Source organism: Rhodohalobacter barkolensis (genome assembly GCF_002834295.1).
Lineage (GTDB): Bacteria > Bacteroidota > Rhodothermia > Balneolales > Balneolaceae > Rhodohalobacter > Rhodohalobacter barkolensis.
On record NZ_PISP01000001.1, the window covers coordinates 755611 to 769456 of the forward strand.

The 13846-nt window shown below is 42.2% G+C and carries 12 protein-coding genes; 4 read left to right on the forward strand and 8 right to left on the reverse strand.

All coding sequences use genetic code 11. The features are described 5' to 3' along the window. Window positions 1–61 precede the first annotated feature (61 nt). Window positions 62–682, reverse strand: coding sequence for a helix-turn-helix transcriptional regulator (locus tag CWD77_RS03045; RefSeq protein WP_101071749.1), 621 nt, complete (start codon window positions 680–682; stop codon window positions 62–64). Between the two features lie 10 nt (window positions 683–692). Continuing rightward, window positions 693–1430: a hypothetical protein gene (locus CWD77_RS03050; protein WP_101071750.1), complete on the reverse strand. Its 738-nt coding sequence runs from the start codon at window positions 1428–1430 to the stop codon at window positions 693–695. A 376-nt stretch (window positions 1431–1806) separates the two neighbouring features. On the opposite strand from CWD77_RS03050, the gene CWD77_RS03055 reads away from it, so the two are divergent. After that, entirely contained in the window at window positions 1807–2193 is a 387-nt protein-coding gene (locus CWD77_RS03055; protein WP_101071751.1) for a group III truncated hemoglobin, read from the forward strand. Window positions 2194–2208: 15 nt separating this feature from the next. Continuing rightward, complete coding sequence (locus tag CWD77_RS03060) at window positions 2209–2673, forward strand: hypothetical protein (RefSeq protein WP_133120167.1); 465 nt, start codon at window positions 2209–2211, stop codon at window positions 2671–2673. Between the two features lie 28 nt (window positions 2674–2701). Here CWD77_RS03060 and CWD77_RS03065 read toward each other — a convergent pair whose 3' ends face one another. From CWD77_RS03065 to CWD77_RS03075, 3 genes are read right to left on the reverse strand one after another with little or no spacing between them, the layout of a single operon-like run. Beyond that, on the reverse strand, window positions 2702–3382 hold the full coding sequence (locus CWD77_RS03065) for an ABC transporter ATP-binding protein (RefSeq protein ID WP_101071753.1): 681 nt from the start codon (window positions 3380–3382) through the stop codon (window positions 2702–2704). Between the two features lie 2 nt (window positions 3383–3384). After that, window positions 3385–4644, reverse strand: coding sequence for an ABC transporter permease (locus CWD77_RS03070; RefSeq protein WP_101071754.1), 1260 nt, complete (start codon window positions 4642–4644; stop codon window positions 3385–3387). Then, complete coding sequence (locus CWD77_RS03075) at window positions 4641–5735, reverse strand: efflux RND transporter periplasmic adaptor subunit (RefSeq protein ID WP_101071755.1); 1095 nt, start codon at window positions 5733–5735, stop codon at window positions 4641–4643. Before CWD77_RS03075 ends, CWD77_RS03070 begins: the two co-directional genes overlap by 4 nt. A 148-nt stretch (window positions 5736–5883) precedes the next feature. On the opposite strand from CWD77_RS03075, the gene CWD77_RS03080 reads away from it, so the two are divergent. Together CWD77_RS03080 and CWD77_RS03085 are read left to right on the forward strand one after the other, a co-directional pair. After that, window positions 5884–6072: an acetyltransferase gene (locus CWD77_RS03080; RefSeq protein ID WP_240596619.1), complete on the forward strand. Its 189-nt coding sequence runs from the start codon at window positions 5884–5886 to the stop codon at window positions 6070–6072. After that, window positions 6062–6418: a DUF488 domain-containing protein gene (locus CWD77_RS03085; RefSeq protein ID WP_101071756.1), complete on the forward strand. Its 357-nt coding sequence runs from the start codon at window positions 6062–6064 to the stop codon at window positions 6416–6418. Before CWD77_RS03080 ends, CWD77_RS03085 begins: the two co-directional genes overlap by 11 nt. Before the next feature lie 447 nt (window positions 6419–6865). Here CWD77_RS03085 and CWD77_RS03090 read toward each other — a convergent pair whose 3' ends face one another. The 3 genes from CWD77_RS03090 to CWD77_RS03100 form a co-directional block, all read right to left on the reverse strand. Further along, the gene (locus CWD77_RS03090; RefSeq protein ID WP_101071757.1) at window positions 6866–9940 is read right to left on the reverse strand and encodes a glycosyl hydrolase; all 3075 of its coding nucleotides are present in this window, start codon (window positions 9938–9940) and stop codon (window positions 6866–6868) included. A gap of 319 nt (window positions 9941–10259) precedes the next feature. Further along, window positions 10260–11249, reverse strand: coding sequence for a Gfo/Idh/MocA family protein (locus CWD77_RS03095; RefSeq protein WP_101071758.1), 990 nt, complete (start codon window positions 11247–11249; stop codon window positions 10260–10262). A 143-nt stretch (window positions 11250–11392) separates the two neighbouring features. Then, window positions 11393–13813 carry a TonB-dependent receptor domain-containing protein gene (locus CWD77_RS03100; protein WP_240596621.1) on the reverse strand — a complete coding sequence of 807 codons (2421 nt, stop codon included), beginning with the start codon at window positions 13811–13813 and terminating at the stop codon, window positions 11393–11395. Window positions 13814–13846: the final 33 nt, after the last annotated feature.

The window sequence follows — 13846 nt, forward strand, 5'->3', positions numbered from 1 at the left end:
TTAGTGAGAGAATTAAGATCAGATATTTCATAACTGAATTATTTATGGTTGGTAAGTAAAATTATTTTGTTGAAATGCAGTAGGTGCAAGAGTAGTCACCTTCCGCTATGAAAGTTGTTCGTTCCACCGGCTTATCAAACAGGCGTTCGTAAAATTCAGCTTCCAGTTTGCAGGGCAATCGGGTTTCCTTGACAACTTCGCTGAATGGGCAGTTACACTCTTTGATGACAATATTGTCACCTTCGGTTTCGAACTCAGGCATAAAGCCTTCATCTTCAAGCATTTCACTCAGCCTGGTAAGTTTAGACTGATTGTCGGATTCATTTTCCATCAGGTAAGAAGCACGCTGAAACCTCTTATCCCAAAAACGAGTAAAAAATTCCTCTATGTCGTTTTCGTTTCCATTTTCATCTAAAAAGCGAATGAGTTCCCGAAGCATGTTCGATTCCTGGCTTGGAAAAAGCGCCTGACCGGTCTTTGTGAGCGTATATTGAAGACTGGGTCTACCCGGACCTGACCGGACATAATCGCGGGTGATATATCCATCGCGTTCAAGCTGTAGAAAATGTTCTCTCAGCGTGGTTTTGGCCAGATCGGTTAACTCGACAGCTTCATCTACCTGCAGCGTTCCGCGCAGCTTTATCAAATTTAAAATCTCTTTTTTTGATCCGGATACCATCATAATATGATTCTTAGTCTTTGTTAATAGCTTGATTTAGTTTGGGAATGATTCCGTTTCTCAGCAGTTCAAAATAAGTGTCTATCTCTGAAAAGAGTTCATTCATATCCTGAAATGCAGTTTTCATAGTGCTGCAAGATCCTTCAATATCGTCGGGGTGTGGATTCATTTTCTCTATTTTTTGAATATGACTTGCAATCTGATGTTGATCCTGTACAACCAAATTTATACTTCTCTCATACTTTTTTGCTTCACCGTAAAGAATGGAGTTACTTCCGGTATTGGTACTCTTAAGCAGAGGAGTGATCGTCTTGTCCGTCATCATCAAATCAAAACGCACTTTTTCTGATATTTTTTTAAGATGCCAATGCATCTCTTTCAAGATTGGATATTGAACTCCATGAACCTTACATACCCGATGAAAGTCTAATTCAAATTCATTTATAATCCGGTTCAGACGGTTACTGATCTTGTTGTAGTATTGTAACAGCTGTTTTCGATTAAGCTCATTTAGATCAAAATTCTCTGTTTCCTTTTTCTTTTGATGTCTGCTTGCCTGTTTACGCAGCCACGAAAGTAACTCTTTTTCATTCCACTTCTTTTCAATACAGATTTGCAGCAGTGTCTTTTCCTGATATGAATCAGTAGGAATTCCGATCGACTGAAGTAAAAACTCGGTCTGTTTATTTGCAGAAATGAATTCCTGCAGAGTGGAGGTTGCTTTCAAATTGTTTAAAGTTGGTGTTTCCATATCTGTCCATGGCCTTGATTTATTCAAATACTACGACTGTATGATAGGACATCAGAAATGGAAAAACAATAAAAACGTTAAATACCGATTTAAATGTTGATAAACTCTACAGAGCTCTATACTTTAATTTCAGAGATTAAAATTTAAAGAATGTCCATTCAAGCAGGAGACATACTTCGATGGGTAGTCCTGAAACTGAGGAATGTTATCAATCCGGAACCGTAATGAGTGAAATAAAGTCCAACCTGTCAGCATCCGAAGGTTCTGATAGCGTTGGGTTGATTGATTTAAAAAACGATGAAAGGTTCGCTGCACGCTTTCAGGTCGAATAAATCTCCCTTTAATCTGGAAGACATTTAATTATAAATAAAATGATATGAATAAACCCGACATCCGAAATAAAGAAGATATACGAACAATGGTCTATGCTTTTTATGGCAAAGTTCGTGAAGATGAACGTCTCGGATATATTTTCAATGATGTAGCCAAAGTCGATTGGGATTCTCATCTTCCCAAAATGGTGGAGTTCTGGTCTAAGATGTTGTTTCAAACTCAGGATTATCATGGGAAACCTTTCAGGAAACACATGCCGTTGCCGATCAAGAGGGAAGATTTCTCCATATGGTACGGACTTTTTAAAGAGACAGTGGATGAACACTTCGAAGGAGACAAAGCAGAGTTTGCGAAAGATCTTGCCGGCAGGGTAGCCGCGTCATTTACGATCCGCATGGATATGGCCGGTAAGTTTAATCAAGATGAATAAATAAAGGAGAATGTGATGAAATATCGAGTAGCCTTAAGTTTAATTACCTTACTTATCGTTTCAATTTTAATGGGACTGTCGTCCTATAAATCGAATGATAATATAAAAGTTGAACCAGAACCCCAGGAACTGCACACCATCATGCGGCTTTTGATGCTGGACATTCACACCATCAACGAGGGAATTTATACTAAAAATTTTGACTTGATCGAGACCGGTGCGGCAAATATTAACGGTCACGCTGCACTTGCTGATGAGAGCAGACAACTTGTTATGAATACCTTGGGTGACCGAATGGCTCAATTTGGTGAATACGATAACTTGGTTCACAGTTATGCCGATTCTATCCGTGATGCTGCAATCCAAGAAGATATGGGGCGGGTTCTTGAGCAATACCGGATTGTAGAGCAAGGTTGCGTGAACTGTCACGCGGCGTTTCAGGATGAGATTAAAAGCGCACGCTTAATCAGAATGGATTAAAAATGATCTCAACTCAGTGCTGATCATATTACTGTCTATCAATGATCTTCCCATCCAGCAATTGAATCTGCCGGTCAGTTTCAGATGAAAAAGAATCATCATGGGTTACCATGAGTATGGTTTGATCGAACTCGCGCGTTAGGTTTTTCAGCATTTCGAAGACGTTCATGGCATTTTTAGAATCCAGATTACCTGTGGGTTCATCGCAAAAAATAATACGCGGTTCATTGATGAGAGCCCGGGCAATAGATACCCGCTGCTGCTGCCCGCCAGATAACCTATTCACATTCTTTGTTGCTTGATCTGCAATGCCCAGAATATCCAGTTTCTGCATGGCTTTCTCTTCCAGCTCTTCGTGGGTTAATTCACCAAGTTTTAGGCCCGGAAGCATCACGTTGTCTAAAGCCGTGAAATCTGCCAGTAAAAAATGAAATTGAAAGATGAATCCAATCGATTTATTGCGCAGATGAGCAAGCTTCTGATTGGTTAGTGTTTTTAATTCAATCTCATCAAATAATACTTGTCCTTTATACTCACGGTCGAGCGAGGATAATGCATAAAGAAGGGTAGATTTTCCACTACCGGAGGGACCGACAATAGAGGCAAACTCCCCGGAGTAGATCGATAGGTTGATGTCCTTCAGCACATGAAATTCCACCGGTTCGTAGAAGTATTTGTTTAACTCTTTTGCTTCTAATACTTTTTTCACGGCTAATTGGATCTGATAATATTGATAGGGTCAATTTTCGAAGCTTTTTTGGCCGGCAAATACCCGGCAATTCCGGTAGCAACCAGTCCAAAAACAAACGCCATCAGGTAGAAGACGGGATCGAAATTGATATTCAAATACTCTGATGAAACAAAACCTTCAATGTTTGTGGGGATGATGGATGTGATCCACGAGAGTACAAAACCGATCATTAAGCCAAAAATACCGCCAATGAAACCAATGATGAGCGCCTCCTGTAAAAATATATTTCTGATGTCGATATCCGTGTACCCAATCGATTTCAGAATGGCGATGTCGTTCATCTTTTCGTAGATCATCATGGAGAGAATATTGAAAATGCCAAATCCTGAAACCAGAAGTATGGATATGATCACCAGATAGGTTACGATATTCTGGATCCTGAATACGCTGAAAATACCTTCATTTGTTACTTTCCAGTCCTCGGCTGTGTATCCAAATCGTGTTTGAAACTCACTGGCCAATTTACTTGACTGATCCACATCCGCAAGTTTGATATTGATGTTGGTGATATAGTTTCCGGTCACATTCATCAGCTTTTGTGCGTTTCGTATGCTGCTGTAAGCGCGGCTATCATCAAGCTCCCGAAGTCCCGTATTTAGAATACCAACCACTTTCATCTGCAGGGCTACACCTCCGGGCGAAACAACCGTGATATTGTCATTCAGGATCGCACCCAATGATTCAGCCAGACCGGATCCGAGAATGATTCCATTATTCACGGTTTCGAGCCGGATAATGGATCCGCTCACCATATCCTGCTCCAGATCGAACAGCCGATTCTCTTTTCGAATATCCACACCGTTGATGATACCGGACACATCGGCCACGCCAATTTTAAAAATAGCCTGTGTGCTCAGGCTTGGGGAGACACCGGTCACCTCGGGATACGACTCGAGAATCTCTACGATCTGCAAGCCACGTTTCAGTTTTGGCAGCTCATTTTTGCTCTTAATATTTTGCACTGAAATCCACGTCTCATCTTCAGAATAAGCATTTCGAAGAATAGGCGGCGATTTTTGATTCTTATCCTGATAGATTTGAATATGGGCCGTGGAGTTGATGGTCTTCTCTATAAAAAAATCCTGAAGTCCTGTAATTACTCCCGCCTGAAAGATAAAAACGGTTATCCCAAAGGTAACTCCCAGCATCGAGACGATGGTCTGCCTTTTTCTGCTGGTGAGATGCGTGATGACGATCTTTAAGATTGGAAAGCGGTTCATGGCTCAGGTTTTAGTATGATATCTCCCTCTTCAAGACCCGACAGAATTTCGACATAATTCAAATCCCGGATTCCGGTTTCAACTTGTTTGCGGCTGCCATCTTCCAGGATCACTTCATTTTCTTCTGTGACAAACATGACCGGTAGAACCAGAACGCTATCTTTCTTATTGATTTCAATATTGGCCTCCAGTGCCATTCCCGGATACATCGGATATCCTGATGGATCAATTGAGGCGATCACTTTTGCCGTACGTTCTATAGTATTGATTCTTGGGTAGATCACGCTGATCACACCGCTTAGAACAGTGTCCTCAATGGCATCCAATTCGTAGTAAACGGGCTGACCTACTTTTACCATTACAATATCCGTTTCGTCTACCTGCAGTTCGGTTTCAAAATGTTTGGCCGCCCCGATCTCCATAATTGGCCGGTTTCCGGCAATGAGTTCGCCTTCTTTTGGGATGATGTTATACACCCTGCCGTTGATTGCGGAAAGTATTGTATAGTCGCCGGTCAAGCTTTCCTGAGCACTGTAGTTATTGCGGGCATTATCCAGTTCAATCTGAAGTCGTTCCTGTGATTCGTGAAGTTTACTTACTGCAATCTGATAGTTATTCAGTGATGTTTGGTAGCGCAGTTGTGCCCGCTCAAGATCCTGTTTTGTACCAATGCTATCTTCATGAAGCTGACGGAAGCGTTCATATTCAATCGAGTCCTGTTTAAAGACAACCCGCGAATTCTCCACCTGTTGCGAAAGCTGAGTTAAAATATCGGAATCAGGCTGGGCATTTTTACGGGCTAACTCTAACTGATTTTTTGCGATTTGGAGGTTCGATTCATTAGGTTGGTTTTGAAGCTTCACCAATGGAGTACCGATCTCAACTTCCTGACCCACACTGACTAAAATCTCATCCACAATTCCTGAAACTTTACTTGTGATCTCATAGTGATCCATCGGCATCACATTTCCTGATGCGTAAACACCCTGAACCAGATTCAGTTTTTTAACTTGAACCTGTTCCTGTTTTGAACAACCCAATAATGAGAAGAGGAACATCAGTAGTAAGAGGAAAGAATAGATTGCTCTCATATGTTCGTTTTATGCTCTTTCTATAGTATTAAAATACAAGACTTACAGATCAAATATTTAATTACCTGACAAGCTGTGTTGAATTTTATTTCAACTCTTTGATTAGCTAATTTGGTCAGTAACATGACAACCTGAAAAAGGAGCATACTTGAATATCGAAATTAGAAAAATGGCCGATTATATAAGGGATCAATGCATTGAAGCTGCAAGGGATGGCTTCAGAGATGCATCCATAAGTGGTCTTTGTGCAGAAGGAGCAATGGAAGCGGCGATTAGTGCGATGCAGTCACTGGATGTAGATAAACTCATCAAAGAATCTGAGCAGAATGAAGATTGAAACGAAAAGAGTTTACGAAGAGCCTAACGAGTCAGACGGATACCGGATTCTGACCGAACGCCTCTGGCCGCGGGGTGTAAGCAAGGAGAGGGCGGCGCTGGATCGCTGGATGAAAGGGGTGGCGCCGAGTCACGAATTGAGAAAATGGTTCGATCACGATCCGGAAAAGTGGGAGGAGTTCAAGGAGAGATACCGAAGAGAGTTGTTTGGCTCCGAAGCGGTGGAGGAACTGTTGGATCTAATCAAACAGCACGAGACGGTAACCTTTGTCTTCGCCTCCAAAGATCAAACCCACAACAGTACGATGGTTTTGGAGCAATTTCTGGAGGATTTGTTAACCGGTTAGTTTCAGTTATGTATTTCTACCCATCAACTTCACAGATCTCACCGATGAACTCAAGTCTCTGATCGGTATACTGGTGAGTTCAGACCCAGAATTTTTTTATTGTATCAAATCCATTTAAACGTAATCACGTGATTACCTAATCGAAGTATTTCGGCTATAATATTTTTGGAACTGTAATTTTTGAAATATCGACCTTAAGTTTGAAAACAAAACCAGCCCCGTTAGGGTCGACATGTCCGTAGCCCCACAGGTTCACAAGGTGAATCTGTGGGGTAAAAGAGAATCCCTATTTTAATCAGCACCGTAGGTGCGATACAGGATGACTGTCAGGAAAAATATATTCAAAGAATTGAAATCACGATCAAGTGATGTGGAGAGAATTAAATGAGTTACACTCTTACGTGATCTTAATGATTGTTTTAAGGTAATTTTAGTTAAATATCGCCCTTATTTCACAAATAACATTTTATTTGTCTTTACAACATTACCTGCTGTTAGCTGATATAAGTAAATCCCGCTGGCAAGATTGCTCGCATCAAATGTGGTTGTATGCTGACCCTCGTTTTTTGGTCCATCTTCAAGAGTTGCAACGTGCTGGCCCATCATGTTATAGACAACCAGGCTAACTTCGGCCGCTTCGGGCAGATAGTACGCAATCTGAGTCGTGGGATTAAATGGATTTGGGTAGTTTTGATAGAGTATATACTCGGACGGTTGTTCTTCATCATCGGGTTGGTCGCTTTGGTAACCGATTCCATCATAATACCAGGTATAGCCAGAGGTGCCATCACCCTCTGTTTCAGGGTCGAAAATGAGAGCAATACTATTATAGCTAAAATCAGAGTTTGCATCTGAGAGGTCATAGGTTAACTCCACCCATTGTTCACTGACAGGTATGGATTCACTAGCCTCAAAATACTGTTCAGGATTTTCTGAATTCTCAATTCTAAAAAGCAGTGTACTTCCGTCACGCGGTGCCCAAACTTTAAGGGACACACGTTTGGATGTATCGATCTCTTCCGTGAGGGATAACAGACTACCTCCATTTGCTTCACCCGCGTTTTTTACCATCCGGGCTACCTGCTCCGACTGGTTTTCTTCAGATAAATCGGGGTTGGCTACGACTGTACTTTCTCCTCCGCCAAAATTCGTGAAAACATTCGTCCAATCAACATCATGACTATCGAAATCAACGGGCAGTGCTATTTTTTCAATATCATCGTCAACTGTATCATCTCCGGTAAACCCTGTTGCCATTTGGCGGGCATCTACTTCCATTTTGAAACCGTCTGAAAAAGTTACCGTTCTTGAGTTTTCGCCGGCGTTATAAGCTACATAGGTTCGCTGATCATCAGCGTTTCGAAATACCGTGTAGGTAGCAATATTGGCAGTAACAGAAAAATCTACATTCCCAAGCTGCTTCATGTTATGAATCCAGTGCAAATTATGGGCACGGGAGTTGCCGTCAAAGCGATCATAGTTCGGATCGGCTTCAAGTTTACTCAGAGCCAGGTCAGCATCTGCCATGGCGAGATAGTTCCAGAAAATATCCTTCCAAACGGAAATTTCACCACCGCTTGCCGATGCTGCTGCATTATAGTTTTGAACGATATAGTCAGTGTCTCGGGCCAGATAGAATGAACCGCTGTGAACTGGCAGAATATTGATGCCATGAATAAATTCGGGTTCTAGGCCAAACCATGTGGTGTGGTTTCCTTTATTTCCCCAGACAATCCCCAATGCGTTGTAGTTGTAATCTGCCGGAAATACCTCTTCATCCACATCAAACCAGTATTGATCAATGGCGGCTGACTCTGTAGTGTAAAGATAGATGCCCAGATCGCGGATTTCAGGTTGATCGGTCATTTCACCCCAAAGGATGGCCGCCGATGCAAAATTCATCGCCTCAGAGCTTGATTCCTGGTTGTTTCCGTCTCCGAATGCGCCATGCCCGGCAGCCCAAGAGTGACCGGCATAAACATCGAAAGAGCGCAGAAATGGAAACATGTCATCCTCCCGATCCCAGTTGTTGGCATCGCGAATTAAAAGGTTTACCATACCGCCCCAGTTTTCAGAGGCAGCCCAATCCGGATCAAAACGTGCGATGGTGGCCGCACTCATAATGGCATAGGCGTGATGAAAATGATGGTCGTTGATCTGAGTACTTGCCCCATGATCGGAGGGATAGCCGGTTAGCGTGTTCCAGGTTTCGTCATATACAAACTCCTGATCTCCACCGGCAGTGAACCAATTTTCCAGCCGGTTCTTCAGCTTATTGATCAGCTGTTCTTTGGCTTCTTCAGCGTCCTCACCCAGTTGATCGGCAATGTGTATAAGATGGGCAAAGCGCGCCATTTCCTTTCCATTATTATAGGTGGGTCCGCTTCCCAGATTTTCAGACGCTGCTTGCTGTACGAATTGCAGAAGATCTGCTCTGTCGTAGTCACCCAAATCGGGCAGGGAAGGGAGTATTCCCGAAAATTGACGAGCCGTGGTAAATGTATTTCCTGACAGAAGTTTCATTTCGCCACGTGGCGAATTATACGAATATTCGGTAGGCGACTCTTCAACATCAAGCCATTGATGCCTGTAAAGTGCGGTAAGGGTTTCATTCAGGTTTCCTTCCGAATTATCACGGAGTGTTGTTTCAAACGAATATACGCTATTGAGTGTGGCATCGGCTTCATCGTATTGCCAGCTTACCTCTGTATCCGTAACAAATGCATAGGCGCGCTTCCGGAAAAATTCCAGCGTTTCCGGATCGTTATCCGGCAGAACGGCAATTGAAAGGAATGTTTCTCCGTTGAGCGAAGAGCTTAACTGTCCTCCTGTTGTCCACTGAGAGCCCGATGGTGCAAATAAACCGTAATGTTCACCGCCAATGGTTAACCCCAGAACTTCTTCATCCTGGTGCCAAACCGTATGTGATTGATTTAGGTTGATAACCGCGTCACCTCCAGTGATCTCAAAGAATATAAACGGCATTCCGTGCCCAAAGGTAGCAAGCATTTCACGATTACTGTCTTGCCATTCGCCTGTTACGGTCCAGTCACCATATTGAAGCGTTTTCGTATCGGGTGCATTCAGTCCATCTACACCAACTGTCATGTGATTGGCAAATGGAAAAATATAGTCCCGGTCGTTTACAACGGCCTGCGACGTATAGCCAAGCTGCATTCCGGTTGGTGTAGCTTTCATAGCAAGAGGATGCGCGTAGAGAAATGCGGAGTGAGGGTCACCGAAAAAAGGGTAGAGCAGGCTGCTCCAGAAATCGCTTGTCTGAACAGGCTGATTAAATTGATCCGAAAGAAGTGGAAAAGCCGGTTGGCCATCCTGAAGACTCGCTCCCTGCTGACCTGCAGACAGATTTGTGCTGTAGCTGCCTTGTCCTACAGAAACGGTTTGACCCACTGAAATTGATGCAGTAAAAGCCATTAGCAGCAGACTATGAACAAAAAATAGTACGCCCTTTAACTTTTTGACATTGGATTCAGTAGGTAGAGATGAGTTGTAATATCGCATGCTTTTGATCACTGGAAACGTTCAGGAGTGTTAGCAAAATATTACCCGGTTCCACACATTTGTCAGATAATTTGCGGTGAGTATGCAAAGAAACAGGACGGTATTTTTATTAACGTACTTTTATTTCCTATTAAATTAGGGATAGAATGCTGTTAATCAAAAGCAGAGGCGTCTTTTTACATTTTTTGCACAAATTAATTGTTTGAAGATTGAAGCAAACTTGGTAATAAGAATGATCGATTTAATCTAACAAGATGAGGCGGTTGCATTTGAGTCCTTAATTCATACTTAAGTATTCTCAGTATTAGTTTAGCAATCTTTACAGATCAATTACCGAACGCTTTTCATCACTTTTAAAAACCGCATCGATCACATTCATGTTGGCAACGGCATCCTCGACCGGGGTGGGTACAGCAGTATTATTGATAATTGAATGAGTAAACGCATCGACCTGCAGCCGGTATTGATCCACAGAATCAATCTGTATGGTTTTACGTTCCCCGTTTTTAGTAAGGTAAATATAGGCCGGCTCATCACCCGAAGGATTAAAAGGTCTTTCAATTTCGATCAGTCCATCCGTGCCGAAAATGATGGCCCGCTGGTAATCGTGTGTCCGGGTGGAACAGGTGAAGGTAGCCGTTTTCTCTCCAAATGTTAGTATGCCTGAGGCTTTTCGGTCAACACCGAATTGTGGATCTATTTCGAGTTTACCGAAAACACTTTCGGGCTCTGATCCAAACAGAAAGCGTGAGAGTGAGATACAGTAGCAACCGATATCCATCAAACCACCACCACCCATTTTGGGCCAGTTGCGGATATTCTCGGGGTCGTCATTATAGTAGGTAAAGACGGAGTGGAATGACTGAACCGTACCAATCTCTTGCCTCTCTAACAGTGACTGAACTTCTGCCCATTGAGGATGAAAACGGTACATAAAGGCTTCCATTACTTTGAGTTCAGGAAGTTCACGTGTTTTCCGGAGTAATAATTCGGCTTCTTTACTGTTCATGGCAATCGGTTTTTCACACAACACGTGCTTGCCGGCTTCCATCGCCTTTATTGTCCAAGGTACATGCAGATGATTGGGTAGCGGATTGTAAACTGCGTCAATTGTTTCATCAGCCAACAGCTCCTCATAGCTACCATAGCTGAACGGTATATTTAACTCTTTGGCTACACGGTCAGCTTTATTTTTATCTCTGGAAGCAATGGCGTGTACGTTGCCTGTTTTACTTGCCCGTATGGCCGGTATTAAATGATTGATACCAAAATTTGAGGTGCTTAACACTCCCCATTTTATCTGTTTCATATCTGATAGATATTTAAATTCTGACTTTTAACACCAGCACTTTAGGGTAATATCAATATTTTATCACCGGAAGCAACAGGATATAATGCTGTATACCAAAAAAATATGAAATCTTTTAGAAGTAGATGGCTTAACCTTTTACACTAGATTTTTATCTGTAATGTACCGTAAAATGTCCTGGAAGGAGAGGGAATAATTCCCGGACCGGGATAGCCTGTAGCGCGTCGAGTAAAGTAGTTTGCATCCAGAACGTTGTTTATGCCGGCCTCCAGCGTGAAATAACTGTATGACCATGAAAGAGATAAATCCATTATATCGTAGGCCGGTATCTCACCTTTAATACCACTTTGATTGTCGTTTACATTTTGCTCTGCATTTGAGGCATCGGTAAATTGATCAGAAACAAACGTGTATTGAAGTGAACCGAGAAGGTTTCTGTATCCAAATGAAAGGCCGGTTTTTAAATTGATAAGTGGAACAAACTCAACGTTGTTTCCTTCCACACCTGAAATTTCTGAATCGAGATAATCAGACTGTGTTATCGCAGTATTTGCAAAAATATTGAGTCTTGAGCTGGAAGAGTTATTTCCAAATAGCGTCAGTACATTGAGCTCCGCAACACTTTCTAAGCCATACATAAAAGCGCGTCCAATATTTCCTCTGAATCGAACTACTCTACCTGTTTCCACTGATTCGCCACTTGCATCCACTCTTGTTTCTGCTCGCAAAACTTCACCAAGGCGGCCATCATACATAAGCCCAAATATATTTACATCGTAGGAAAAGATGTTGCCATATTGCCCTCGTATCCCAATGTCAGTAGTAAAACCACTTTCGTCAGTAATATCCGGATCAACCTGGAAGGTGGGATTTACAATTCGTATATCGTTAAATGTAACTGACCGATAGTTTTGTGAAAAATTAGCGTAGAGTTCAAGATTAGATTCGGTATAGTAGCTGAGACCTGCTCCCAAAAGTAAGAGATTGCGATCGAAACTGCGGTCGTCATTAAATGTTTCATTTAAAATCGGATTACCAGCCAAATCAAAATTTATCCTTTTGAAAGAGCCAAGACTTTCTGTTTTGATATATTCAAATCGAAACCCGGGAGTAACTGATAAGTTATCATTCAGGTAGAAAATATTTTCGCCAAAAAAAGCAAGGTTACGATTTGGAAAAGTAAAATCTGACTGATTCGGGTAGTTAGGGAATGTGTCTTCAGCAAGACTAAAGTCTGAATTTGCGTTTGCAGATCCGGGCCCCTGAACTGAAGTATTATCTGAATTGTAATACTTGCTGCCCAGCAGCATTACATTGTTTTTATCACCAATAGAATACCGGTGAAGAAAACGGATTTCGGTGGCCCAGTTGTTAAAATTTCCAACAATCAGATCTCTTGGGGCATCCAAATCATCCTGCTGAGAAACTCTGTTGGTGCGGAATCCAACGCTTTTTCTGGATGCATCAAGTCCATAGGCCAGTAACGATAATCTTGTTTTATTTGAAAAACGATGTTCAAGTTTAGCTGATGCCAGTTTCCAATTCACTTCAAACCAGTTGCGGGTACGATTGCTAAACGTTGGATCACTATAAAATTGAGCGTCGGTAAGGCCCCCGGGTTGCTGTGCTAAATAGTAGAGGTAAGTAAAATCTGCTGAAATTGTGGTATTGTTGCTCAAGCGATAATCGGTGTAGAAGTATACATTATCTGATTTGAAAGAGGAGTTAGGACGGAAACTGTCGCCTTCTTTCCGATTGTAATATGCGTAGTACCCAAGATTTCCTACTGTGCCGCTTACGCTGTTATGTGACGTAAATAGACTGTTTGATCCTACAGTATTTCTTGTTGTAAATTCAAACGCTTTACTTCGGTTTGGTTTTTTCAATTTAAAATTTACGAGTCCGCCAAACTGTGTGCCAAATTGTAATGAAGCGGCTCCTCGAATAACCTGTATTTCCCTAAGTGCCTCAGCGGGGGGAGTATAGTAACTTTCGGGGTAACCCAGTACATCAGCACTGATGTCATATCCATTTTGACGGGTATTAAAATTTGAAGAGCGATTGGGATCCAGCCCGCGCCCGCCGATATTCAACTGAAGTCCTGCATCATTGGAGTCGAATATATTTAAACCGGATATTTGGCTGTAAATTTGCCGAGCATTATTGGATGAGGTGTTAACCGTCATTTGATCTAAGGAGATGACCTCATTTTTTTTACCGGCAAATATTGATGTCCCCTCAACCTGTCGAAGTCGCTGAATAGAAAATAGCTGGTCTCTCTGTTCAATTATGGCCACCTCGGTCATTTCACGATTTAGTGACTCCATCTCTACATTTGCTGTAATGCTTCTGTCATCAATAGTAAATGAGCGATTTACAATTTCGTAACCAAGTGCATAAAAAATCAGGTTGTACGTTCCCTTTTCGAGACCGGTAATTTTGAACTGCCCGTCCTTGTCCGATAAATAGACTTTACCGGCTTCATTATCGAAAATTTGTACATCTTCAATAGGTTCACCGCTTTCCAGCTGGGTTACGGTGCCAGACAATTGGTGCTGTGACATAGCCGGGTATGCCAACAAAATGAAAACGATAAA